Here is a 23,219-nt window from a genome sequence, read left to right as displayed (position 1 = left end):
GCGCGACCGGGTAGGTCACACGTCGAACCCGGTGATGCTCAGCGCGAGTGCGCCGCAGCGACTCAGAGCCAGGAGAACGCGGAGAGCTCCGCGCGACCGGAGATGCGCAGCTTGCGGAACGCCTTGAGCAGGTGGCTCTCCACGGTGCGGGTGCTGATGTGCAGGTGCTCTGCGATCTCCTGATTGGACCGGCCGTGGGCGGCGAGACGGGCGACCTCGCGCTCGCGGTTCGACAGCTGCGCCTGCGTGCTCGAACGCCCCGCCGTCGACACGGAATCGAGGGGATCGCGTCGACCCCGAAGGTCGGCGAGCGCATCGGACAGCTGTGCCGCCGCCGCGTCGTCGCCGTGCTGCATCGCGATGTCGCGACCCAGCTCGTACGACGTCGCCGCGTGTTCCAGGCGCTTCTGCCCCTCGAACCACGCGCCCAGGCGCGCGAGCTCCGCATGGTCCTCGCGTGCGACGGCCGCGCGCACATCGAGGATCGGAGCGACGAGGGCGCCCTCGACACGGAGGGCGTCGTCGTCGGCGCTCGCCGCGGGCGGCGCCTGCACGCCGAGGCCCCAGGTCAGCACGCGCAGCATCCCGGCCGCGAGGAGGTAGCCGCGCCTCTCGAGCGCGCTCATCTGCGCGCGGATCTCCCGTTCCGCACCTTCGGCGTCGCCCGCGAGGAGCTGGAAGGTGATGTCGGGCAGCGCCGCCACCATGCCGGGCCAGGGGCCGATCGTCACCCCGGTGGCAGTGGCCTGCGCAGCGAGCGATGTCGCCGTGCTGATCCGCCCCGACCTGGCCGCGAGCATCGCCGCCAGCGCCAGCGCTCCCATCTGGCTGCCCTCCTGGCCCAGCCCCGGCTCGCCCAGGGCGAGGAACCTGCCGAGGTGGATCTCGGCGGCGCGGAACCGCCCGAGGGTGATCCCGGAGACCGCGGCGAGATACGTGTGCCCTCGCAGATTCTCGAGATCGAGCTCGACCCGGCTCTGCTCGATGTGGGTGACCGCCCAGTCGTGTGCCTCGGCCACATCGCCCCGGCCCAGCAGGGACCATCCGTGCAGCAGGGTGAGCACGCGTCCGAGCTTCGTGGAGGTGTCGTCCGCGTCCGCGAGGAGCTCGTGCGCCGATTCGGCGCGACCTCGAAGAAGCAGCGCCGTCGAGAGGACGGACCTAATCGAGTCGTCGGTGGTGGCATCCCGTCCGGACAACGTCGCGAGGCGGTCGATCTGCGCGCGCGTCGCGCCGTCGCCGACGATCTTCAGGTGGGTCGCCCAGACCTCCAGCATCGTCTCGTAGCGGGGCTGGTCGGCGGCGGCGGCCTCGAGGATGTCGAGTGCGGATGCCGTCTCGCCCGCGGCGAGCGCATGCCACCGCGCTTGGAGGATGCGGAACATCGCGCGCGCCCCGCCGTCCCCGATGCTGGTGGGCGTGCGCTCGAACACCTGCAGCGCCACCGAGGAGTCGTGCTTCCCGTCGAAGAGCGTGAACAGGTAGTTCGTGGCCGTCTCCACGCTCGGGTCGCGCTCCCACGCGCGCCGTCGTGCCGAGAGCTGTGCCGCGTGCCGATCGCGGATGAGCCGCACCAGGGCCATCTCCGCGGCATCCGGTTCGAGCGAGGCGTCCGCGGCGCTTCCGGGGAGGAGCTCGATGCGCGCGGCGGCGTCTTCCGCGGGGCCGAAGCGCTCCTGGATCCTTCGCAGGATGCGAGTGCGCCGCACCGAGGTCGGACGGTTCTGGAAGTAGTCGGCGACGAGCGGGGGAGTCACCGCGACCGACAGGCGTCCGAACGGCTCGATGCTCAGCAGCAGGCTCGCCGATTCGAGCGACTCGATGGCGTGACGGCCGACGAGCTCCTCTGCGGTGTCGATGTCCAGGACGCCCGCGAGCGCGAGCGTCTCGATGACTTCGAGGTCGTCGGCATCCAGGTGGGCGAGGAGGTGCTCGACCGCTCCGGACATCGAATCGTGCCAGAGCTCGCCGATCGTGGTCCAGGTGCCGTCCTCGAGCGCGATGTGGCCGAACGCGCGCGCCGCCGTGATCATCGCCACGGCCAGGCTGGGGATGCCGGCGGATCGGGTGTACACGCGTCCGACCAAGCCGGTGTCGACGGCGCTCCCGAGCTGCTCGTGGACGAGATCGGAGACGGCCTCGAAGGTCAGCGGACGCAGGCGGAGCTCCGCGGCCTGGCTCACGATCGCATGCAGTCTCTTCGCGGCTCCGTCTCGGGGTGCCGCCGATGTCGTGACGATCGTGGCGCCCGTGCGTGCGTGCACGGCGGCGATGACTCCCCACGATTCCTCGTCGACGAACGGGGCGTCGTCGACGAGGAGCACTGCGCGTGTCCCCGCCGCGCGTTCGGCCAACGCGGCGACCAACTGTCTGGCCTGGAGCGGTGACGATCCCGTCGGCGTCTCACCGGCGAGATCCAGTGCGTCGAAGGGGCGGCCGCGAAGCGACTCGATGCCGAGGATCCGGATGGTCGGATAGCCGCGCTGCTCCAGGTGTCCGGCGATCTCGCGCAGCAGCATCGAGCGTCCGCTGCCGTCCGGCCCCACGATGCTGACGCAGGAACCCGCGGTGATCAGCCTCAGCGCCGATGCGAGATCGTCAGTCCTGACGAACATCGCTGCTCCGTTCGGCGCCGATGAGCGGCGGGCGGAGTTCGGGTCGTGGCATGAGCATCTCCTGGTTCGGACGTCAGTGTAATCACCGCTCCCGTGGCCGCGCAGTATGCTGCTCGGCCCCGAAGACGCAGAGGTGGGCGATGGCATCGCCACCGCCCACCTCTGTGCTCAGTCGCCCTTCACGTTAACGAGCTGCCTGAGCGTGTGCCGGATCGTCACCAGATCGGCGGCATCCGCCATCACCGTGTCGATCGGCTTGTACGCCTGCGGGATCTCATCGATGAAGGCGTCCGTGTCCCGGAACTCGATCCCGACCATCGCCTCCCGCAGCTGATCGTGGGTGAACGTCCGCCGCGCGGCCGACCGGGAGTACTCCCGCCCTGCACCGTGCGGAGACGAGTTCAACGACAGCGGGTTGCCGAGGCCCACGACCACGTACGACGCGGTCCCCATCGAGCCGGGGATGAGCCCCGGCCTTCCGGCATCCGCCTGGATCGCTCCCTTCCGGGAGACCCACACTTGCTTGCCGAAGTGCTTCTCCGACTCGGTGAAGTTGTGGTGGCAGTTGATCCGCTCCTGCTCGTCCACCGTCGTCCCGAGGAACTCCGACACCTGCCGGACCACCCTGTCCATCATCTCCTCCCGGTTGAGCAGAGCGAAGTGCTGCGCCCACCGGAGCTCCCTGATGTACCGCGTGAACTCGGGCGTGCCCTCGACCAGGTAGGCGAGGTCGGGGTCGGGAAGGTCGATCCACCACTGCTTCGCCAGCCGCTGCGCGACGGCGATGTGGTGGCCGGCGATCCGGTTGCCGACTCCCCGCGAACCCGAGTGCAGGAACAGCCACACCCGGTCGAGCTCGTCGACCGACACCTCGATGAAGTGGTTGCCCGAGCCGAGCGTGCCCAGCTGCAGCCGCCAGTTCCCTGCGTAGGACTCCGGATCGAATCCGCTCTTCTCCGCCAGCGCCTCGAGCTCGTCGATCCTCGGCTGCGCCGTGGCGACGATCTTGTTGTTGTAGCGCCCGGCGGAGAGCGGGATGGCCCGCTCGATCTGCTCCCGCAGCTCGGCGAGGTCGCGACCGTCGAGGTCGCTCCTCGTGAACTGCGTGCGGACGGCGATCATCCCGCAGCCGATGTCGACGCCGACGGCGGCCGGGATGATCGCGCCGAGGGTCGGGATGACCGACCCGACGGTCGCCCCCTTGCCGAGGTGCGCATCCGGCATGAGCGCCAGGTGCGGGTGGATGAACGGCATGCGCGCCGTGGTCTTCGCCTGATCGAGTGTCTTCTCGTCGATCAGCGACGCCCACGACAGCAGCCGTGCGGAGAGCCTCTCCATGATTCCTTTCCTTCGTGATGGTCAGCCACAGGTCGGGAGGCACAGAAAAAATGCCCCGGACCTGACGGTGCGGGGCATGAGAGCAGCGGATGCTGCTACACGGCGCGCGCCGGAGGGTACGACTCGTGGCGGTCGTTGCGCTTCTGCTGAAGGGCATCGACCGCGGCGAAGGGGAGTTTCCGCAGGGCGGGCATCCGTCGTCTCCTCGGCTGAGTGCTGCGCCGGTCGGCACAGCCTTGCGACATTAGGGGAGATCAGCTGCGTGCGTCAAGCATCCCGCGGCGGATTGTGCATGAACTCGATGCGGATGCCGTTGTCCTCCTCGACGAACGAGGCGTAGTACGTGTCGCTGAAGCGCTCGTAGATCTTCGGCTCGCGCACGACCGTCCACCCGGCATCCACCGCGACGGCGTGCAGTCGATCGACGTCTTCACGGGAGTCGACGGCGAAGGCGAGGTGCTGCCATCCGACGCGTCCGTGCACGTGAGGACCGGAGTCCGCCTCGCGCGGGGCGAACACGATGATCTCGGTGTCGTCGCCGTGGTGCCAGGAGAAGCCGCCCTCGGCCTCGACTCCGAGCTCGTAGCCCAGCGCCGTCAGCACCGGGTGGAACTGCTCACGTCCGCGAGTGATGTCGTTGACGGTGATACCCAGGTGATCGACGAGTGCCATACGCCCATCGTCGCGCATCGTCGGGCTCTGCCGGAGAAACCCGGAGCATCCGCTCGCGTCGCGGCGTGTCGCCGGGAGGCGCGCCCCACCGGCATCCGATGCTCTGGGCTCTCCCACGAGAGCGGGCGAGAGTCCTCCCGCGAGAGCGGGTGAGGTCAGTGCGGGGCGTGGTATTCGGCCTCGCCGCGCTTCCAGTAGCCCTTGACCACGGCGTGGGCGGTGTCGACGCCCCAGCGCTCGAGGAGCGCACGACCGGGCTTCACGATGGACTGTTCGGCGGCGATGAAGACGAACGGGTCGGCGCCGACGGCATCCGTCAGCCCGTCGATGAGGGTCGTGAGCGCGGAGCCGGAGGGGGCGTCGCCGCGGTGCACCCATTCGACGTCGACCGGGGCCTCGATCTCGATCTCGCGGCTCGCCGACACCGTCTCGATGACGATGCGCGCGGGCACGTCGGCGGGGAGCAGCGCGGCGAAGCGGCGGATGGCGGGGATGGCGGTCTCATCGCCGGCGAGGAACCAGGAGCCGGGCTGTCCCGAGATGACGGCGGAGCCGCGGGGACCGCCGACGCCGATCGAGGAACCGAGCGGCGCGGTGGCCGCCCATGGCGCGGCCACGCCCTCGTCGCCGTGCACGGCGAACTCGACGTCGAGCCAGTCCTCACCCCATGCGAGCGGCGTGTACTCGCGGCTCGGGGAGGCGCGAAGCTCCTCGACGGTGTCGACGGGACCCGCGGGGAAGAACAGGCGCATGTGGTCGTCGGAGCCGAGGGAGTCGAAGCCGGCGAGGTCGCTGCCGGAGAGGCGGACGCGCACGAAATCGGGGGCCAGCCACTCCCGAGCGGTCAGCGTGACGGTGCGGAAGCGCAGCTCGAGGCCGCGACGCTCGATGGAGAAGCCGGATTTCGTATCGCTCATGAAGTAAGGCTAACCTACATTCGAGGCGAGGATAGGCAACCCTAACTTCGTCCGATCCGGCGCCCTTCGCGCGAAAACCCCCGCAGAACAGGAGTCTCTCCATGTCCATGCCCAGAATCCTCACCGCCACGAGCCTCGGGCTCGTCGCTCTGCTCGCCCTCGCCGGCTGCGCCTCCCCGTCGGCGGAGGCCCCGAACACCGAGAAGCCCGCGGCTGCGGAGGACTATTATCCGGTGACCGTCACCGACCTCGCGGGCAACGAGGTGACCATCGAGAGCGCCGACAGCGTCGCGATCACCGACAACCGCTTCTTCCAGCTCGCCGCCGACTGGGATCTCCCCGTCTCCGTCGCCCCGCTCGACCTGTTCAGCCCGAAGAACCCGCTCAAGGACTCGACCGAGATCCTCAACATCGGCCTTCACACCGAGCCCGACTTCGAGCAGATCGTCGCGGCCGACCCCGACGTCGTGATCAACGGCTACCGCTTCGGCGGCGAGGAGAACGCCCAGGGCGTGAAGGATGCCGCCCCCGACGCGGCTTTCATCGACATGACGGGTCCGGAGGGGCAGACGGCCGACGAGTTCGTCGTCGAGAGCGTCACCCTGATGGGGGAGGTCTTCAACAAGAAGGCCGAGGCCGAGGCGCTCGTCGAGGAGTTCCACACCGCCATCGAGAAGGCGAAGGACGCGTACGACCCTGAGAAGACGGTCATGGGCCTGGTCACCTCCGGCGGCGAGATCAACTACTCCAACCCCACCGACGGCCGCGGCGCGAGCATCTTCTTCAGCCTGCTCGGGCTCACTCCCGCCCTCGACGCCGCGGGGTCGTCGGACCACACTGGCGACAACGTCTCGCTCGAGGCGCTCGCCCAGGCGAACGCCGACTATCTCCTGGTCCTCGACCGCGACGCCGCGGTGTCGGAGGAAGGTCAGACCGTCGTCCCCGCGCTCGAGCTGATCACCGGTTCCGCCGCCCTCTCCAACGTCCCGGCCGTGAAGAACGAGGCCATCACGGTGATGCCGGCGGACTACTACCTCACCGAGGACGTCTTCGCCTACATCGCGGTCCTGAACGGGCTCACGGAGATGTTCGACGCGAGCTGACGCGCCGACGCCGACCCGCGCGCCGCTGCCCGTCCGCATTCCGGACGCGGCGGCGGCGCGCCCCACTGCCCCGGAGACCCCATGACCTCGACGCCCTCCGCGCCGGCGCCGCGACGGATCACGAACACCGACGCCGTCGCCGCCACCGCGTCACCCCGACGGGACCGCTCCCGCTGGTCCCGGACGTGGCCGCTGCTCCTCGCCGTCCTCCTGACATTCGCCCTCGTGACGGTGTCGATCTTCACCGGCGTCGCCGACATCACCGCGGCGCAGGGCGATGGCCGGGAGTTCCTCTGGATCACCCGCATACCGCGCACCGCCTCCCTCGTCCTCGCCGGGGCGAGCATGGCGATGGCGGGTCTCGTGATGCAGCTGATGACGCAGAACCGCTTCGTCGAGCCGACGACGATCGGCACCACGGAGTGGGCGGGGTTGGGGCTGCTCGTCACCTACATCGTGCTGCCGGCATCCGGAGTCTTCACGAAGATGGTGATCGCGATCGTCTTCGCCTTCGCCGGGACGCTCGTGTTCTTCGCGTTCCTCCGGCGGGTGACGCTGAAGTCGTCGCTCATCGTGCCGATCGTCGGCATCATGTTCGGCTCCGTCATCAGCGCCGTGTCGACGTTCCTCGCGCTGCGCTTCAATCTGCTGCAGGTGATCGGCGGGTGGTTCATGGGCCGGTTCACCGGGATCGAGATCGGTCGCTACGAGCCGCTCTGGATCGTGCTCTTCGTCGCGGTCGTGGTCGTGATCGCCGCCGACCGCTTCACGGTCGCCGGCCTGGGGAAGGACATCGCCACGAACGTCGGCCTGCACTACGAGCGGGTCGTGCTCCTGGGCGTCGGTCTCGTCGCGATGACCACGGGAGTGGTCACGGTCATCATCGGCGCTCTGCCCTTCCTGGGACTGATCGTGCCGAACCTCGTGTCGATGGTGCGCGGCGACGACCTGCGCTCGAACCTGCCGTGGGTGTTCCTCACCGGAATCTGGATCGTGACCATCTGCGACCTCATCGGACGCACGATCATCATGCCCTTCGAGGTGCCGATCTCGCTGGTGCTGGGAGTCGTCGGATCGATCGTGTTCATCCTCATGCTCCTTCGGACGAGGAGGACCGGTGTCCGCTGACCTCGTGAACCGTCCGTCCGTGCGGCGCTCCGGGTCCTTCGCCGACCCCGCGCACCGCCTCCGCTACCGGCTCGTGCTGATCGGCCTGATCGTCGGCGCGATCGTCATCACCGCCCTGCTGCTGTGCTGGAACAACCCGTACGCGCTGTTCAGCGAAAGGTGGCTGCGCATCTCGGGCATGCGCGTCTCGGCCGTCGTCGTCATCGCGGTCGTCACCTTCTGCCAGGCATACGCGACGATCGCCTTCCAGACCGCGACGAACAACCGCATCATCACGCCGTCGATCATGGGCTTCGAGTCCCTCTACGTGCTCATCCAGACGGTGATCGTGTTCTTCTTCGGCGTCGCGGGATTCAGCGGCGTCACGCCGTTCGCCCGGTTCCTGCTGCAGTCGGCGCTGATGGTGCTCTTCGCCGTGCTGCTCTACTCGTGGCTGCTCTCCGGGCGGTTCGGCAACCTGCACGTCATGCTGCTGATCGGCATCATCCTCGGCACGGGGATGGGAGCCCTCTCCACGTTCCTGCAGCAGATGCTCGAGCCGAACGAGTTCGACGTTCTCGCCGCTCGCCTCTTCGGCAGCATCACCAACGCCAACACCGACTTCCTGTGGTTCGTCATCCCGGTGTGCGCGATCGCCGGAGGGGCGATCTGGATGCTGTCGCGGCGACTGGACCTGCTCTCACTGGGCAAGGACATCAGCACGAACCTCGGGCTGAACCACAAGCGCCAGGTGATGCTGATGCTCACGCTGGTCTCGGTGTTGATGGCGATGAGCACGTCGCTGTTCGGCCCGATGACCTTCCTCGGCTTCCTCGTCGCCACGCTGGCCTACGCGATCGCCGACACCTACGACCACCGCCTCCTGTTGCCGATGGCCTGGCTGCTCGGTTACGTCGCGCTCGGGCTCGCCTACTTCCTGCTCAAGCACGTGTTCACTCTCGTCAACGCGGTCACGATCATCGTCGAGCTGCTCGGCGGTCTCCTCTTCCTCCTCGTCATCCTCCGAAAGGGGCGACTGTGATCCGCATCAGAGATCTCGTCCAGCGCTACAGCAGCGACACCGAGATCGGCCCCGTCTCGATCGATCTCCCGGCTGGCGGCATCGTCGCCCTCATCGGGCCGAACGGCGCGGGCAAGTCCACCCTGCTCACCATGATGGGGCGGCTGCTCGCCCCGGACGAGGGGACCGTCGAGATCGACGGTCTCGACGTGCACCGGACGCCGTCGAAGCAGGTGGCGAAGATCGTGTCGATCCTGCGACAGGAGAACCACTTCGTCACCAGGCTCACGGTGCGCCAGCTCGTGGGCTTCGGCCGCTACCCGCACTCCGGCGGGCGGCTCACCCAGCTCGACGAGGACAAGATCACCGAGGCGATCGACTTCCTCGGTCTCACGGAGCTCGAACAGCGGTTCATCGACGAGCTCTCCGGCGGTCAGCGACAGCGCGCCTACGTCGCCATGGTCCTCGCGCAGGACACCGAGTTCGTGCTGCTCGACGAGCCGCTGAACAACCTCGACATGAAGCACGCCGTGCAGATGATGAAGCACCTGCGCCGCGCCGCCGAGGAGCTGGGCCGAACGATCGTGATCGTGCTGCACGACATCAACTTCGCCGGCCACTACGCCGACCACATCTGCGCCATGAAGGACGGCGCGGTGGTCGAGTTCGGTACCCCGGAGGAGATCATGACCGACGAGGTGCTCACCCGCGTGTTCGACACCCCCGTGCGGGTGGTCGAGGGCCCCTCCGGCCCTCTTGCGGTCTACTACTGACGGCCGACGTCGTCGATCTCCCGTGATCTCGCCGGGTGCACGGGATGCCGTCGTCGAGGAGCCGTGCGCGGGGCGGGCTTCCCGTGCGCTCGGCGCGGGACGCCGCCGCCGGGGAGCGGGATCGGCGGCGGGTCAGAGCTCGATGCCGTGGTCCTCGTCGTTCACGCCCTCGTTGTGCCCGCGGCGGGACTCGAAGCCGAGGAACCAGCCGAACCACACGATGACCGCGAGCAGCACTCCGAGCCACACGTTCTCGAAGATGAGGCCGACGACGACGCCGATCACCAGGAGTCCGGCGGAGATGAGCAGGCGGAAGCCGGTGCGCGGGGGCGTCTTCATGCCCTCAGCCTAGGGGGCGATCAGCGACCGCGGTGGTCCTCCGGCGAGAGCCGCGGGCCCCGCCGTGGCTCTCGCACGCCGCTCGCGGAGATCAGCCGGATCACACGCTGGCGGTGACCAGCCCAGGGGGCGAGAAGCTCCAGCATCCCGTCGTCGTCGGTCCGAGAGCCGGTCAGCGCGTAGCCGATCTCGTGGGCCAGGTGATAGTCGCCCACGCTCACGGCGTCCGGGTCGCCGAGGGCGCGGATGCGGGTCTCGGCCGAGGTCCATAGGCCGATTCCGGGGAGGCTGGTGAGCACGCGATCACGGTCGGCCCCGGTCGCTGCGGCGATCAGCGCGCGACGGATGCTGTCGCCGCGCTCCGCCACGCGGACGATCGTCTTCGACTGCGGCGGCTGCACGCCCGCGCTGTGCCAGGTCCACGACGGGATGCGGCGCCAGCCCTCCGCCGAGGGGGCGGCGTGCATCGGCCGCGGCGTCGGACCAGGAGCGGGTTCGCCGAAGCGCGTCACCAGCACGCGCCACGCGCGGAACGCCTGCAGCCCTGTCACCTTCTGCTCGAGGATCGCACAGGCCAGTGCGTCGAAGACCTGGTCCGTCCTGGCGAGGCGCAGCGACGGATGGCGGCGGGCGGCCTCGGCGACGAGGGGATGATGCGACGCATCGAAGCCGGAGTCGTCGTCATGCGCTCCGCAGAGCGCGGGCACGGTGTCGAGGGCGGCGGCGGCGCCAGGGCCCCAGGCGGTCGCCCTGATCTCGCCGGAGGATGAGCGCAGCGCGAGAGTGGCTGTGCCCGTCGCCGTGCGCAGGGCGCGCCAGATCACCGGGCCGTCGTGCACCATGGTCGGGTCGCCCGGCCCGCGGCGGAGCACGCCGACGGTGGAGCGGAGGTCGACGGCGCGCGCGGGGCGGTAGACGGTCTCGAGCGGTGCGCCGGATGCCGCGGCATCCGATTCGGGAGCTGCCGTCACGGTCATGCGATCACCCTACGCGGCGGTTCCGACGTCGTGAGACTCGACGTCGTGAGCCTCGAGTTCGTGCGCAGCGAGTTCGTGTGCAGAACTCCGGAGAATCCCGGGAATGCGACGCGTGAACCGCACGGACCCCGGTGATGAACGCGGATCTCCGGAGTTCGGTCGCCGGAGTGCTGCGCCCGGAAGTCCTGCGCCGGACTCAGAAGCGGTCGGGCGAGGGGGTGCCGTGGCCGTAGCGGATGACGACGTCGGCGTGCCGGTCGAAGCGGTAGCCGATGCCGCGCACGGTGCGCACGATGTCCTCGTAACGACCGAGCTTGGCGCGGAGGCGGCGCACGTGCACGTCGATCGTGCGCTCGCCGGGGGTCTCGTCGTCCTGCGCCTGCCAGAGCGCGGAGACCAGCTCGCTGCGCTCGATCGTGCGGCCCTCGCGGAGGACGAGGTACTGCAGGAGCTCGAACTCCTTGTAGGTGAAGGACGCGGACTCGCCGTCGATGAGGACGCGCTTGCGAGAGATGTCGACGACGACTCCGCCCTCTTCGTCGGTCACGTCCTCCTCGGCAGCGGCCTTGGTGCGGGCGATCGCGCCGGGCTCCTGCAGGGCGAGGCGCACGACGTCGAGGTCGCGGCCGCCGGAGCCGTGCGGGGCGAGCGCCACGGTGGCGTGCGTCTCGGCGCCGGGAGCGAGCTCGGCGAGGGTGCGACGGAGGGCATCGACCAGGAGCGGAAGGCTGACCCCGGCCTCGGCGGCCTTGATCTCGTCGAGGCCGACGTACAGGGCGAAGCCACGGGGCGAGCGGACGGCGGGGAGGTCGGCGGCCAGCGGCGCGGTGGCGGCCTGCGGGCGGACGGATGCGGCGGGACGCTCGAGAAGTGCAGTGTTCGACATGATGATGAGTCCTCAGGACGTGAGCCGATGTGGCTCTGATGCGTTGCATGAATGACCGGCGGCGCCGGGAGAGCGAGCAAGGGTGGATGCTCGGAGACACCGACCTCGCAGATCGCGAAGGGTCAGGTCAGGCGGGGTGGCTGTTCGTTCAGCGACACATTCGGCAACACATGCCAACGCGACCGGGCATCATCATCCCGGCAGTCCTGTTCGCCTCCTGGGCGGACAAAGGGCGTGCGTTGGTGGTCATGGGGGGATTATGTCGGAAGAAGTCTGCGCGTGTCAAAACGACCACCGGCCGCCGGGGCGGGCGTAACGTTGCTCAGATGGTGCTCCCGCAGGCGATAAAAGGCTTCAGCTTCACGGATGAGAAGGACGCGTCGCGCTACACGCTCCTGCACGACGGCGAGCTCGTGAGCGTGCTCGACTACCGCGACGACGGACGCACGGTCGCGCTCACCAGAGCCTTCACGATCCCGACTTTCCGCGGAAAAGGCTACGCCGCGAAGGTCGTGGAGGGCGCTGTCGCCGACCTCGAGTCCCGGGGGGATCGCAAGGTCGATCCGGTCTGCTGGTACGTCGCAGACTGGTTCGCCGCGCACCCCGAGCACGCGGATCTGCTCCGTACACGATGATCCGGCTTCTGTGACACTGTGTTACGACGCCGTCCGCACGTGCACCCCGAGGAGATGACCGGATGAAACTCGCCGAAGCGCTCACCGCGAGAGCCGATCTGCAGCGCAGGATCGAGCAGCTCCGCTCCCGCATCACCGCGAACGCGCGCTATCAGGAGGGTGAGGAGCCGGCGGAGGACGCCGCGGCGCTCATCGTCGAGGCGGATGCCGCGCTGGAGCGCCTCCAGGAGCTGATCCGCCGCATCAACGCCACCAACTCCCGGCTCGATCTCGGCGCGGACGGCACCATGACCGACGCGCTCGCGGCTCGCGACGTGCTGCGCCTGCGGCATTCACTGCTCGCGGACGCGGCGTCGGCGGCCTCCGGGTCCGCCGGGATGTTCCGGCAGATGCGCTCCGAGCTGCGGCAGGTGGCGGCTCTTCCCGTCGCGACGCTGCGCGAGAGGGCGGATGCCGTCGCCGTCGAGCTGCGGGAGCTGGACAACCGCATCCAGCAGGCGAACTGGACGAGCGACCTGGAGGAGTAGAGCGGAAGTCGGTAGCCACGACGAAGCGGGCACAACCCCTGCCGGTGGGGCAAGACCGGCCCTTGTCGGGCGGAGGGCAGCCCAGATCCCGTATCGCGCAGCCCCGCACCCCGCACAGGTGACAGCGCACAGCGCATCTCGCATCACCGCGTGCCGATCGTCATGGCGAGGGTGGGTCAGGGGACCTTCCGCTCTCTCATTCAGGATCGCGTCCGGCACGCCTCGGACGTGATGTCGGAGGCCCTCCGTACCGTGAGGGTATGCGAATCCTGCACACCTCCGACTGGCACATCGGCCGCACCTTCCATGGCAACTCGACCATGGATGCGCTGGCCGAGGTCTTCGGAGCGCTCACGGAGCAGGTTCGCGAGAACGACGTCGACGTCGTGGTGGTCGCCGGCGACGTGTTCGACTCGGCGACGCCGGCTGCGGCCGCGTACACGCTCCTCGGCGACGCGCTCGTCGCGCTGCATGAGACGGGAGCCCGAGTCATCGTGACGAGCGGCAACCACGACTCCGCCGCGCGGCTCGGGTTCCAGGCCAGGCTGCTGCGCGACGGCATCGACGTGCTCACCGATCCCCGTGCGATCGGCGACCCCGTGACGGTGCACGATGCCTCCGGCCCCGTGCACTTCTTCGGCATCCCGTACCTCGAGCCGGCGATCGTCCGCCAGCACTGGCCGGAGGCGCAGCTGCGCACTCAGGCCCAGACGATGGCGCACGCCATGGGGCTGGTGCGCGAGGGCATCGACCGGCACGAAGGGCGCTCGGTCGCGATCGCGCACTGCTTCGCGGCGGGCGTCGACGTCACCGCCGGCCTCGAGCGCGAGGTCCGCCAGGGCGGCCTCGACGTGGTCCCGCTCGAGGTCTTCGACGGTCCCGACTACGTGGCGCTCGGTCACATCCACGGTCGTCAGCAGGTGAGCGAACGTGTGCGCTACTCGGGGGCGCCGCTGCACTACAGCTTCGGCGAGCAGCACAAGCCGCGAGGCTCCTGGCTGGTCGAGCTCGACGCCGACGGACTGGCGTCCGCCGAGTGGCTCGATCTGCCCGTGCCCCGCGCACTCGTGACGCTCACCGGCACTCTCGACGAGATCCTGTCGGTCGAGAACGTCGCCGCGCACGCCGAAGACTGGGTGTGCGCGATCTACACCGACGCCGTCGCACAGGCAGAGCCGATGCGCCGTCTACGCGAGCAGTATCCCTTCTGCGCGATGGTGCAGCATCAGCCCTCGGTGAGCGCCGACGTCGATGAGCGCTCCTATTCCGAGCGCCTGCGGATGGCCGTCACCGACACCGACCGGATCGAGGCCTTCCTGCAGCACGTCCGCGCAGGGCAGGGGGCGTCCGAGCGAGAGAGCGAGCTGATCCGCGAGATCCTCGACGATCGTGCGCGGACCGAGGCACTGGTCTGAGCGGGTACTGATCCGATGCAGCTGCACCGCCTGGAGGTCGAGGGCTTCGGCCCGTTCCGATCGCGTCAGATCGTGGATTTCGACGCGTTCGCCGACGACGGCATCTTCCTCATCGCCGGGCGGACGGGCGCAGGCAAGTCCAGCATCCTCGATGCGGTGTGCTTCGGCCTCTACGGAGGTGTTCCCCGCTACGACGGGAGCGAGAAGAGGCTGAGGAGCGACCACAGCGAACCCGACGAGGTGTCCGAGGTCGTCGTGGAGTTCAGCACGCCCTCCGGGCGGTTCCGGGTCACCCGCTCGCCGGAGTATCTGCGGCCGGCGAAGCGAGGCGGCGGTCTCACGAAGCAGGCGGCCGCGGTCGCTCTCGACGAGTGGACGGACGCCGGCTGGGTCGGTCGCGCCGCCCGAGCGGTCGATGTCGCCGGTGAGCTCGACGAGATCCTGCAGCTCAGCAGGGAGCAGTTCCTGCAGGTGATCCTGCTGGCACAGAACCGGTTCTCGGAGTTCCTGCTCGCGAACAGCAGAGACCGCCAATCGCTCCTGCGCCGCCTCTTCGGCACGGAGCGGTTCGAGGATGTGCAGTCGCGGTTCGATGAGCGTCGGCGGGAGGCGGAGCTCCGGCTCGGCACGAGGCTCGCCGCCGTGACAGCGCGACTCGACGAGGCCGATCGTCTGGTCGCGAGCGCGGAGCTCGGGGCCGACGGAACAGAGGGCTCGTCGCGCGCGGAACTCGAAGACGTGAGCGTTGCCGGACTGACGTCGGCGGCCCCCACAGACGAGCGGCTCGACGACCTGCGCCGCGCCAAGGCCAGGGCGGACTACCGCGTCGAGCGGCGTGCGGCCGAGCGCGACGACGACGAGACGCGCCTCACCGCTGCCGATGCGGCGCTGGCCGCGCAGCGAGAGGATCAGCGCGCGCAGAGCGAGCGTGATCGCGCCCGTGCGGCCCTCGATCGGCTCGATGCCGAACTCCCGCAGATCGCCGACACCCGGGCAGAGCTCGATGCTGCCCGCGCTGCCGAGGCGCTGCGTGCGACGATCGCCGCGGAGACGCGCGCGCAGGTCGCGCTCACCGTCTCGACCGATGCCGAGCAGGAGGCCCGGAGCCGCTGGACCCGATTCGGCATCGCCCTTCCCTCCGAGAGCACGGAGGAGCTCGATGCCTGGGCATCGGAGCAGACGAAGGAGACAGGCGCCTGGGAGCACGCGCGTGAGCTCGAGCGCCGGGCGCCGCAGCTGGCTGTCGATCTCCAGGCCGCCGAAGATCGTGTGGCGGCCGCGTCCGCACGGATCGACGCAGGGGAGATGGAGCGGTCGACGATTCCTGAGCGGATCGCGGCGGCCACTCAGCGACGTGACGACGCGAGACGACGGGCCGATCGGGCCACAGATCTCCTCGCCGCGCGCGAGGCTGCGGCAGCCCGGAAGGCGGCGGCTGTCGAGCATGAGCGGGTGGAAGCGCAGGAGGTCATCGACAACGCTGCCGTCGATGACGCGGCGGCAGCGTTCGCATCGGCGCAGGCGCGGTTCGCGCGGCTGCGTAAGCGCCGTTCCGACGGGATGGCGGGGGAACTCGCCTCCGCCCTGGTCGACGGAGAGGCCTGCCCGGTCTGCGGCGCGCACGAGCATCCCGCCCCCGCCGAGCATGTCGACCCGGTATCGGCCGACGACGTGGCCGAGGCCGAAGCCGCGCGTGACACCGCGGCCCAGCGCGAGCGCATGGCATCGGAGAAGCTCGCGGCCACGCGCGCCGCACTCGCTGCGGCGACGGCCCGCGCCGATGGGCGCACGGTGGAGCAGACGACCGCAGAGCTCACCGCGGCCGAAGAGGAGTACGACGCGAGCGTCGCATCGGCGTCGGCCGTCGCGGAGCTCGAGCAGGAGCTCGCCGCTCTGACGGCGAGGGCAGAGGCTCTCGAGAGCGGTCGCGCCGACGACACCGCTGCCCTCTCCGCAGCTCGGGAAGAGCTCGCCGTGCTTCTTCAGCGCCGCGCAGACGCCGAGGCGCAGATCCTCTCGGCCCGCGGGGACCACGAGACGGTCGCGGCGCGCCTGAAAGTGGCCGGGGAGCGCATCTCCGCCGCCCGCACTCTGTCTGACGCGATCGCGGAGCGCGAGCGTCACGCGAACACGACTGCCGACGCTGTCGCGGAGCGGGATGCCGCGCTCGCCGCGTCGGCTTTCGACGATGTCGCAGCTGCCGAGGCGGCGCTGCGATCGCCCGCGGCGCAGGCGGCGCTGACTGCCCGCATCGACGAGCACACGGCGCAGCGGGGCAAGGAGAAGGCGATCCTGCTCGACCTGGAACTGCGCACTCTCCCTGAGGAGCCGATCGATCTCCTGCCTCAGGAGCAGGCATCCGTCGAGGCCAGGGCGCGCTGGACCGCGGCGGTCGATGCCGCCTCCCGCGCGGAGGGCACCGCCGAGAGGCTGGGAGGTCTGATCGAATCCGCGGCATCCGAGCAGGCGCGCGTCGGCGACGACGCCGCCGAGTTCGAGGTCCTGCGGGAGCTGGCAGACACCATCGCCGGCCGCGGGGCGAACAGCCGCAAGATGACCCTCGAGACCTTCGTGCTCGCCGCCGAGCTCGAGGAGATCGTCAGGGCGGCGAACCGACGGCTGAGCGACATGTCGGCCGGACGCTATCAGCTGCAGCACTCCGACGCGCTGGCCGCCAGGGGCGCGGCCTCAGGCCTTGGCATCGTGGTGTTCGACGCCTTCACCGGCCAGAGCCGCCCTGCGCAGTCGCTCTCCGGGGGCGAGACCTTCCTCAGCTCTCTCGCACTCGCGCTCGGGCTCGCCGAGGTCGTCACGGCGCGCGCGGGCGGCATCCGACTCGACACCCTGTTCATCGACGAGGGGTTCGGATCGCTCGACGGCGACACCCTGGAGGTCGCCATGCGCACGCTCGACGAGCTGCGTCAGGGCGGCCGCACGGTCGGCGTGATCAGTCACGTCGAGGCGATGCAGGAGCAGATCCCTGCTCAGCTCACCGTCAGGGCCACGGCCGAGGGGCCGAGCGTCATCGAGGCCCGCTGACCACGCACGGCCACAGGACCGCCTCCGGCATCCGTTTCCGGACGCTGCTCGCCGGAACGGAGCCGATCAGACCCCGTACTCCTCGCGGATGAAGGTCCGCAGCTGGGCGCTGCAGCGTGCGACGGCCTCGCGCCAGTCGGTGAGCGCACCGTCTTCTGCGCTGTCGGAGACCGCACGGAAGACGCGGATCGGCACGCCGAACTGCGCGGCGACCCAGATGTAGGCGTAGGTCTCCATGTCGACCAGAGCGGCGCCGGTCGGACGGATCACGGCGGTGACCTCCGCGTCGTCGACGAAGTGATCGCCGGTCGCGATCAGGACCCCGTCACGGCCGGTCGAGACCCGCGCGGGCAGCGAGACGTGCTGTCCGGAGATGCCGTCGAGATCGGTGACGTCGTGCTGGAAGGCCTCGCCGACCTCGTGCACGCCGTCGGCGAGATCGGGGTCGATCGCGCCGGCGGTGCCCACGACGACGATCTCGTCATAGCTGTTCGCGTCGAGCGCGCGGGTGAGGGCGTACGTCGCCTGCAGCTTTCCGGGGCCCGTCACGAGACGGTCGAAACCGGGGAGGGTATCGGGGAAGGCGGCGAGTTCGGAGCTCAGGGCGGCGACGAGAAGTTTCACTGCCTCATCTTTTCAGGTCGCACCTGGTAGAAGCATGTGTCATCCCCTCGTAACACGCAGGGGGGATACTGGGTCGAGAACGAGTGAGGAGTCCCCGTGTCCCTGCAGCAGCAGATCTCTGAAGCCCTCGGCGTCAAGGCCGAGATCGATCCCGAGGCCGAGGTGGAGCGGCGGGTGCAGTTCCTCGTCGACTACCTGCGCTCCACCGGAGCCCGCGGCTTCGTGCTGGGCATCTCGGGCGGCCAGGACTCGACGCTCGCCGGCAGGCTGGCGCAGCTCGCCGTGGAGCGCGTGCGGTCCGAGGGCGGTGACGCGAAGTTCCTCGCGGTGCGTCTGCCCTACCGCGTGCAGCAGGATGCGGCGGATGCCGAGGCCGCGCTGGAGTTCATCGCCGCGGACTCCTCGGTCGAGGTCAACATCCAGAACGGCGTCGACGGCGTCGAGGAGGACATCGAGTTCGCCGTCACCAGCGACATCAGTGACTTCAACCGCGGCAACATCAAGGCCCGCGTCCGGATGGTGACGCAGTACGCGCTCGCCGGTCACGACGGACTGCTCGTGATCGGCACCGATCACGCGGCGGAGGCGGTGACGGGCTTCTACACGAAGTTCGGCGACGGAGCGGCCGACATCCTGCCGCTCTCGGGCCTCACGAAGCGTCAGGGACGCTCGCTGCTGCAGGTGCTCGGAGCCCCTGACCGCCTCGCATTCAAGGTGCCGACGGCCGACCTGCTCGACGGGCAGCCCGGCCGTGCGGACGAGGACGAATTGGGCCTCACCTACGAGCAGATCGACGACTTCCTGGAAGGCCGAGAGGTCGCTCCCGACGTCGCGGGACGCATCGAGGCGAAGTACCTCGGCACCCAGCACAAGCGGCACCTTCCGGTGACCCCCGACGACACCTGGTGGCGCTGAGCGCGTCCTGTGATGTCGGATGCCGCGGCTAGTGTCGAAGCATCCGACAGAACGGGAGCATCGTGCGGATCGACACTCAGGCGCAGCGCGTCATCTGGAGCGCGAGCGACCTCAAGGCTGCGGCTGAGTGCGAGTTCGCGTGGTGCAGAGCGATCGACGCGAAGCTCGGCCGCGTTCCCGCGGTCGAGGAGCCAGAGGACGCGACGCTGGCCCGTGCCGCCCGTCTCGGAGACGTCCACGAGCAGAAGGTCCTCGCCGACTACGTGGCCGAGTTCGGGCAGGGCGTGCACGAGGTCGCGAAGGTGTCGTCGGTGGATGCCGACGCGCTCGCCGGTGTGGTCGCCGAGACGATCGCCGCGCTGTCCTCCGACGCCCGGGTGATCTTCCAGGCGGCGTTCGCGACCGAGGAGTTCGTCGGGTTCGCCGACTTCCTGCGGCGCGATCCCGACGGCCGGTGGCGGGTGGAGGACTCCAAGCTCGCCCGCAAGGCGCGGGTGACGGCGCTCATGCAGCTCGCGGCATACGTCGACCAGCTCGACCGCCTCGGCATCCCCCGATCCGACGAGGTCGATCTCATCCTCGGCGACGGCACGCGGAGCACGCACCGGGTTGATGACCTCCTCCCGCTGTTCCGCGTGCGGCGTGCGCGGCTGCGAGCCTTGATCGCCGATCGTCGGATCGCGGAGGGTTCCGCGGGGGCTCCGCTCGCGTGGGGAGACGACCGCGGCGACCTCGACGTCGTCGCGTGCGGCCGCTGCGCCACGTGCGAGGAGCAGGTGCTCGCGCACAGGGATCTGCTCATGGTGGCGCGCATGCGGCCGGTGCAGCGCGCTCGTCTGCGCTCAGCGGGCATCGAGACGATCGATCAGCTCGCGGCGGCATCCGATGCGCCGGAGGGCATGAATCCCGATACGTTCGCGACGCTCCGTGCGCAGGCCGAACTCCAGCTGCGGGCAGATGCGGCGGGGGCTCCCACGTTCGACGTGCACTACGCGGCGGCGATCCACACGCTCCCTGTTCCGAGCCACGGCGACATCTTCTTCGACTTCGAGGGCGACCCGCTCTACACCGAGCCGGCGCCGGCGGGGGAGTCTGAGTGGGGGATCGACTACCTCTTCGGCTGGGTCGACAACCTCGATCAGTACACCGCGCTGTGGGCGCACGACTTCGCCGCGGAGAAGAGGGCTCTGGAGGACTTCCTCGATTTCGTGAAGGTGCGCAGATCCGCCCACCCTGGCATGCACATCTACCACTACGCCCCGTACGAGACCTCGCACCTCGTCGCGATGGCGGCCAGGCACGGCGTGCGCGAGGGCGAGGTCGATCGGCTCCTCAGGGAGGGCGTGTTCGTCGACCTGTACCCGCTCGTGCTGCGCACGGTGCGCGTCGGATCGCGCTCGTACTCGATCAAGAAGCTCGAACCGCTCTACATGGGCGCCGATGTGCGCACGAGCGATGTGCAGAAGGGCGACGACTCGATCGTCCAGTACGTCGTGGCGCGGGAGCTCGCGGCCGCGGGGGAGCAGGCCGAGGCGGATGCCGTGTTCGCCGACCTCGCCGACTACAACCGCTACGACTGCGTATCGACGCGGCGGCTGCGCAACTGGCTGATCGACATCGCTCGGGAGAAGGGCGTGCACCCGGCGCCGCCCGACCAGGCCGACGAGGCCATGTACGAGCCGTCTCCGCGGTCGGTCGCCCTGCTCGGCGACGCGGAGCATGACGTCGAGGCGGGCGGCGACGGTCAGGTGCACCGGATCGCCGCCGCGGCCATCGACTACTTCCCTCGGGAGGCGAAGAGCTTCTGGGTCTCGCACTTCCAGAGACTCCGTGAGCCGGTCACGATGTGGGACGGCACGAGAGACGTCATCCGCGTCGATCGGTTCTCGTCGACCGTGAGCCGTGACTGGAGCGTGGTCGAGGGCCGTCGGGTGATGTCGCGCGACATCGAGATCCGCGGCGAGGTGTCCCCGGGCACGACGCTCGGCGTCGGGTCGCAGCCGTTCGCGCTGTACGAGGTCCCCGCCCCCTTCGACACCGAAGTGCCCTCACGTGTCGTGCACGTCCCGCACACGGTGACGATCGCCGAGGTGCTCGACGACGGATATCTCGTGACCGAGACCGCTGTTCAGGGGCAGACATGGGACGAGCTCCCGATCGCGCTGACTCCGGCCGCGCCGCCGAGAGTGGTCTCCCTGCAGGGGGCGATCGACGAGTGGGCGGATGCCGTGCACCTGGCCGCGCCGGGCTTCCCCGAAGACGCGGCGACCGACATCCTCCGGCGGATCCCTCCGCGCACGATGTCGGGAGCGCCGCTTCCGGAAGCTGGCGGTGACACGATCGATGCGATCGTGCGCGGCATCCTCGATCTCGACCACAGCTACCTCGCGGTGCAGGGACCTCCCGGTACCGGCAAGACGTACACCGGGTCCCAGGTCATCGCGCGGCTGGTGAACGAGCACGGCTTCAAGGTCGGAGTCGTCGCCCAGTCCCATGCGATCATCGAGACCCTGCTCGAGCGCGTGGTCGCCGACGGCGTGTCTCCTTCGCAGGTGGGCAAGGCGCCGAAGTCCGATGACGGCGATCCGTCGTACACGGTGATCCCGAAGAGCGGGATGGCGTCGTTCCTCGCCGAGCACAGCGGTGAGGGCGTCGTGGTCGGCGGCACCGCCTGGGACTTCAGCAACACTCAGCGGGTCGGCCGCGGGGGCCTCGACCTGCTGGTGATCGATGAGGCCGGACAGTTCTCGCTCGCGTCGACGATCGCGGTGGCCGCGGGGGCGAAGCGACTGCTGCTGCTCGGAGACCCCCAGCAGCTGCCCCAGGTGAGCCAGGGCGCTCATCCCGAACCGGTCGACACCTCCGCGCTCGGATGGGTCATGGACGGTGACGCGGTCGTGAAGCCCGAGTACGGGTACTTCCTCGCGAGGTCGTGGAGGATGCACCCGTTCGTCGCCGCCCCGGTCTCCACGCTCGCCTACGCAGGCAAGCTGGCTTCTGCTCCCGGCACCGAGAGGAGATCGCTCGCCGGCATCGATCCCGGCCTTCACGTCCTGCCCCTGCGCCACCGTGGCAACGCGACGCAGTCCGCTGAAGAGGCGGAGGCCGTCGTCGCCCTCGTGACCGATCTCCTCGGCCGCACGTTCACCGACAACGACGCGGACGCCACGGCGCGCCCTCTCGTGCAGTCCGACATCATCGTCGTCACGCCCTACAACGCGCAACGACAGCTCGTGCACGACGCGCTCTCCACCGCAGGCTTCCCCGATGTCCCTGTAGGCACGGTCGACAACTTCCAGGGCAAGGAGGCCGTCGTGTCGATCACCTCGCTCGCCGCATCCAGCGGGCGAGACGCTCCCCGCGGTCCGGAGTTCCTGCTCCTGCAGAACCGGCTGAACGTGGCGATCTCGCGGGCCCAGGTCGTCGCCTATCTGGTCCACTCGCCCGCGCTTCTCGACGATCTGCCGTACACGCCAGAGGGCGTTGCACGGCTCAGCGCGTTCGCCCGACTGGTCGGCGCCGGAGAGGACTGAACCGATGCACACGACGGACGACATCCTTCGCGCGGCCGCCGCCTGGGCCTGGCTGCCGCGCGACAGCGAGCACGTGCGGGAAGACCTGCTGCTGGTGAAGTACCCGCCGCGATTCGGAGGCGGTGTGCGCGGCTCTCAGGTCGGCTCGGCATCGAGCGCCGCTGCGGTTCTCGATCATGCTGTCGAGAAGACCCGAGCGTGGGGCGAGTCGCGGTTGACCTTCTGGACGAATCCGTCCGACAGCCCTGATCTCGAAGAGGAGCTGCGCCGACGCGGTGCCCTGCACGAGGACACGGTCGCCGTGTTCGCCCTCGCGATCGATCAGCTCGCAATCGACGTTCCGAGCGGTGTCACGGCGGAGGTGGTCCGCACGCTGGAACAGGTACGCGAAGTGGACGCGATCAACGTGCCGGTGTGGGAGCAGTCGCCGCTCGACGAGGAGGGACTGCGCATCGAGCTGGCGGAGGTGACCGCCGGGCTTGAAGCCGCAGAAGGCGTGCGCGTACTCGGCCGACTCGACGGCGAGGCCGTGAGCACCGGCGGCTGCACGATCGTCGAAGGCTTCACCCGCCTGTGGGGTGCCGCGACCCTGGAGCGGGCCCGAGGCCGTGGCGCGTATCGGGCGGTCCTGGCGGAGCGGCTCCGAGCGAGCGCCGAACTCGGCGCGGCGACCGCGCTCGTGAAGGGCAGGATCTCGACATCCGCGCCGATCCTCGAACGAGCGGGGTTCCGGCACTACGGAGACGAGCGCGCGTACCGGCTGAGCGTCTGACTCCGGCCCCG

At 69.6% G+C, this 23,219-nt stretch carries 19 protein-coding genes; 11 read left to right on the top strand and 8 right to left on the bottom strand.

Annotated features, from left to right (window positions below; translation table 11 throughout):
• Positions 1-62: 62 nt before the first annotated feature.
• The 4 genes from ACFVRO_RS00455 to ACFVRO_RS00440 all read right to left on the bottom strand — a co-directional run bounded on the left by ACFVRO_RS00455 (position 63) and on the right by ACFVRO_RS00440 (position 5,542).
• Positions 63-2,615 (bottom strand): LuxR C-terminal-related transcriptional regulator, encoded by a 2,553-nt coding sequence (locus tag ACFVRO_RS00455; protein ID WP_386948046.1) that lies wholly within the window; start codon positions 2,613-2,615, stop codon positions 63-65.
• Between the two features lie 168 nt (positions 2,616-2,783).
• Positions 2,784-3,953, bottom strand: coding sequence for an RtcB family protein (locus tag ACFVRO_RS00450; RefSeq protein ID WP_386948043.1), 1,170 nt, complete (start codon positions 3,951-3,953; stop codon positions 2,784-2,786).
• 267 nt (positions 3,954-4,220) lie between these two features.
• Entirely contained in the window at positions 4,221-4,625 is a 405-nt protein-coding gene (locus tag ACFVRO_RS00445; protein ID WP_386948041.1) for a VOC family protein, read from the bottom strand.
• A 155-nt stretch (positions 4,626-4,780) separates the two neighbouring features.
• Complete coding sequence (locus tag ACFVRO_RS00440; protein WP_386948038.1) at positions 4,781-5,542, bottom strand: siderophore-interacting protein; 762 nt, start codon at positions 5,540-5,542, stop codon at positions 4,781-4,783.
• 101 nt (positions 5,543-5,643) lie between these two features.
• On the opposite strand from ACFVRO_RS00440, the gene ACFVRO_RS00435 reads away from it, so the two are divergent.
• From ACFVRO_RS00435 to ACFVRO_RS00420, 4 genes are all read left to right on the top strand, one after another.
• On the top strand, positions 5,644-6,645 hold the full coding sequence (locus ACFVRO_RS00435) for an ABC transporter substrate-binding protein (RefSeq protein ID WP_386948035.1): 1,002 nt from the start codon (positions 5,644-5,646) through the stop codon (positions 6,643-6,645).
• Between the two features lie 81 nt (positions 6,646-6,726).
• Positions 6,727-7,773 (top strand): ABC transporter permease, encoded by a 1,047-nt coding sequence (locus ACFVRO_RS00430; RefSeq protein ID WP_386948032.1) that lies wholly within the window; start codon positions 6,727-6,729, stop codon positions 7,771-7,773.
• A complete protein-coding gene (locus ACFVRO_RS00425; RefSeq protein WP_344012194.1) occupies positions 7,763-8,794 on the top strand; it encodes an iron chelate uptake ABC transporter family permease subunit in 1,032 nt (343 codons plus the stop codon). The genes ACFVRO_RS00430 and ACFVRO_RS00425 overlap by 11 nt, the downstream gene beginning before the upstream one ends.
• Positions 8,791-9,546, top strand: coding sequence for an ATP-binding cassette domain-containing protein (locus tag ACFVRO_RS00420; protein ID WP_344012192.1), 756 nt, complete (start codon positions 8,791-8,793; stop codon positions 9,544-9,546). Before ACFVRO_RS00425 ends, ACFVRO_RS00420 begins: the two co-directional genes overlap by 4 nt.
• 132 nt (positions 9,547-9,678) lie before the next feature.
• Here the strand turns inward: ACFVRO_RS00420 and ACFVRO_RS00415 are convergent, their stop codons facing one another.
• The 3 genes from ACFVRO_RS00415 to ACFVRO_RS00405 form a co-directional block, all read right to left on the bottom strand.
• Positions 9,679-9,885, bottom strand: a complete 207-nt coding sequence (locus ACFVRO_RS00415; protein WP_105675463.1) for a hypothetical protein — start codon at positions 9,883-9,885, stop codon at positions 9,679-9,681.
• Between the two features lie 20 nt (positions 9,886-9,905).
• On the bottom strand, positions 9,906-10,862 hold the full coding sequence (locus tag ACFVRO_RS00410; RefSeq protein ID WP_386948030.1) for a DNA-3-methyladenine glycosylase family protein: 957 nt from the start codon (positions 10,860-10,862) through the stop codon (positions 9,906-9,908).
• Positions 10,863-11,058: 196 nt separating this feature from the next.
• A complete protein-coding gene (locus tag ACFVRO_RS00405) occupies positions 11,059-11,748 on the bottom strand; it encodes a winged helix-turn-helix domain-containing protein (protein WP_105675466.1) in 690 nt (229 codons plus the stop codon).
• A gap of 326 nt (positions 11,749-12,074) precedes the next feature.
• Between ACFVRO_RS00405 and ACFVRO_RS00400 the strand changes: the two genes are divergently transcribed.
• From ACFVRO_RS00400 to ACFVRO_RS00385, 4 genes are all read left to right on the top strand, one after another.
• Positions 12,075-12,383, top strand: a complete 309-nt coding sequence (locus ACFVRO_RS00400; RefSeq protein ID WP_386948027.1) for a GNAT family N-acetyltransferase — start codon at positions 12,075-12,077, stop codon at positions 12,381-12,383.
• Between the two features lie 62 nt (positions 12,384-12,445).
• Positions 12,446-12,910 (top strand): DIP1984 family protein, encoded by a 465-nt coding sequence (locus ACFVRO_RS00395; RefSeq protein ID WP_341940148.1) that lies wholly within the window; start codon positions 12,446-12,448, stop codon positions 12,908-12,910.
• Between the two features lie 260 nt (positions 12,911-13,170).
• Positions 13,171-14,325, top strand: coding sequence for an exonuclease SbcCD subunit D (locus ACFVRO_RS00390; RefSeq protein WP_386948025.1), 1,155 nt, complete (start codon positions 13,171-13,173; stop codon positions 14,323-14,325).
• Between the two features lie 15 nt (positions 14,326-14,340).
• Positions 14,341-17,364, top strand: coding sequence for an AAA family ATPase (locus ACFVRO_RS00385; protein WP_386948022.1), 3,024 nt, complete (start codon positions 14,341-14,343; stop codon positions 17,362-17,364).
• Between the two features lie 66 nt (positions 17,365-17,430).
• Here the strand turns inward: ACFVRO_RS00385 and ACFVRO_RS00380 are convergent, their stop codons facing one another.
• Complete coding sequence (locus ACFVRO_RS00380; RefSeq protein ID WP_105675477.1) at positions 17,431-17,988, bottom strand: nucleosidase; 558 nt, start codon at positions 17,986-17,988, stop codon at positions 17,431-17,433.
• Between the two features lie 96 nt (positions 17,989-18,084).
• Here ACFVRO_RS00380 and nadE point away from each other — a divergent pair, with 96 nt between their 5' ends.
• The 3 genes from nadE to ACFVRO_RS00365 all read left to right on the top strand — a co-directional run bounded on the left by nadE (position 18,085) and on the right by ACFVRO_RS00365 (position 23,208).
• Entirely contained in the window at positions 18,085-18,903 is an 819-nt protein-coding gene (gene nadE / locus ACFVRO_RS00375; protein WP_386948020.1) for an ammonia-dependent NAD(+) synthetase, read from the top strand.
• A 62-nt stretch (positions 18,904-18,965) separates the two neighbouring features.
• Positions 18,966-22,436, top strand: coding sequence for a TM0106 family RecB-like putative nuclease (locus tag ACFVRO_RS00370; RefSeq protein ID WP_386948018.1), 3,471 nt, complete (start codon positions 18,966-18,968; stop codon positions 22,434-22,436).
• A gap of 4 nt (positions 22,437-22,440) precedes the next feature.
• A complete protein-coding gene (locus ACFVRO_RS00365) occupies positions 22,441-23,208 on the top strand; it encodes a hypothetical protein (protein ID WP_386948015.1) in 768 nt (255 codons plus the stop codon).
• The last annotated feature ends 11 nt before the right edge of the window (positions 23,209-23,219 follow it).

The organism is Microbacterium sp. NPDC057944 (assembly GCF_042887445.1).
GTDB classification, from domain to species: Bacteria; Actinomycetota; Actinomycetes; order Actinomycetales; family Microbacteriaceae; genus Microbacterium; species Microbacterium natoriense.
The sequence above is the reverse complement of the archived record's forward strand: the minus strand, read 5'-3'. Positions and strand labels throughout refer to the sequence as shown.

Bases quoted from the DNA above. Each gene is read 5' to 3' on its own strand.
- ACFVRO_RS00445 (WP_386948041.1), bottom strand. From the start codon at position 4,625: ATGGCACTCGTCGATCACCTGGGTATCACCGTCAACGACATCACTCGC.
- ACFVRO_RS00450 (WP_386948043.1), bottom strand. From the start codon at position 3,953: ATGGAGAGGCTCTCCGCACGGCTGCTGTCGTGGGCGTCGCTGATCGAC.
- ACFVRO_RS00390 (WP_386948025.1), top strand. From the start codon at position 13,171: ATGCGAATCCTGCACACCTCCGACTGGCACATCGGCCGCACCTTCCAT.
- ACFVRO_RS00405 (WP_105675466.1), bottom strand. From the start codon at position 11,748: ATGTCGAACACTGCACTTCTCGAGCGTCCCGCCGCATCCGTCCGCCCG.
- ACFVRO_RS00430 (WP_386948032.1), top strand. From the start codon at position 6,727: ATGACCTCGACGCCCTCCGCGCCGGCGCCGCGACGGATCACGAACACC.
- ACFVRO_RS00435 (WP_386948035.1), top strand. From the start codon at position 5,644: ATGTCCATGCCCAGAATCCTCACCGCCACGAGCCTCGGGCTCGTCGCT.
- ACFVRO_RS00410 (WP_386948030.1), bottom strand. From the start codon at position 10,862: ATGACCGTGACGGCAGCTCCCGAATCGGATGCCGCGGCATCCGGCGCA.
- ACFVRO_RS00400 (WP_386948027.1), top strand. From the start codon at position 12,075: ATGGTGCTCCCGCAGGCGATAAAAGGCTTCAGCTTCACGGATGAGAAG.
- ACFVRO_RS00440 (WP_386948038.1), bottom strand. From the start codon at position 5,542: ATGAGCGATACGAAATCCGGCTTCTCCATCGAGCGTCGCGGCCTCGAG.
- ACFVRO_RS00385 (WP_386948022.1), top strand. From the start codon at position 14,341: ATGCAGCTGCACCGCCTGGAGGTCGAGGGCTTCGGCCCGTTCCGATCG.
- ACFVRO_RS00365 (WP_386948015.1), top strand. From the start codon at position 22,441: ATGCACACGACGGACGACATCCTTCGCGCGGCCGCCGCCTGGGCCTGG.
- ACFVRO_RS00455 (WP_386948046.1), bottom strand. From the start codon at position 2,615: ATGTTCGTCAGGACTGACGATCTCGCATCGGCGCTGAGGCTGATCACC.
- ACFVRO_RS00415 (WP_105675463.1), bottom strand. From the start codon at position 9,885: ATGAAGACGCCCCCGCGCACCGGCTTCCGCCTGCTCATCTCCGCCGGA.
- ACFVRO_RS00395 (WP_341940148.1), top strand. From the start codon at position 12,446: ATGAAACTCGCCGAAGCGCTCACCGCGAGAGCCGATCTGCAGCGCAGG.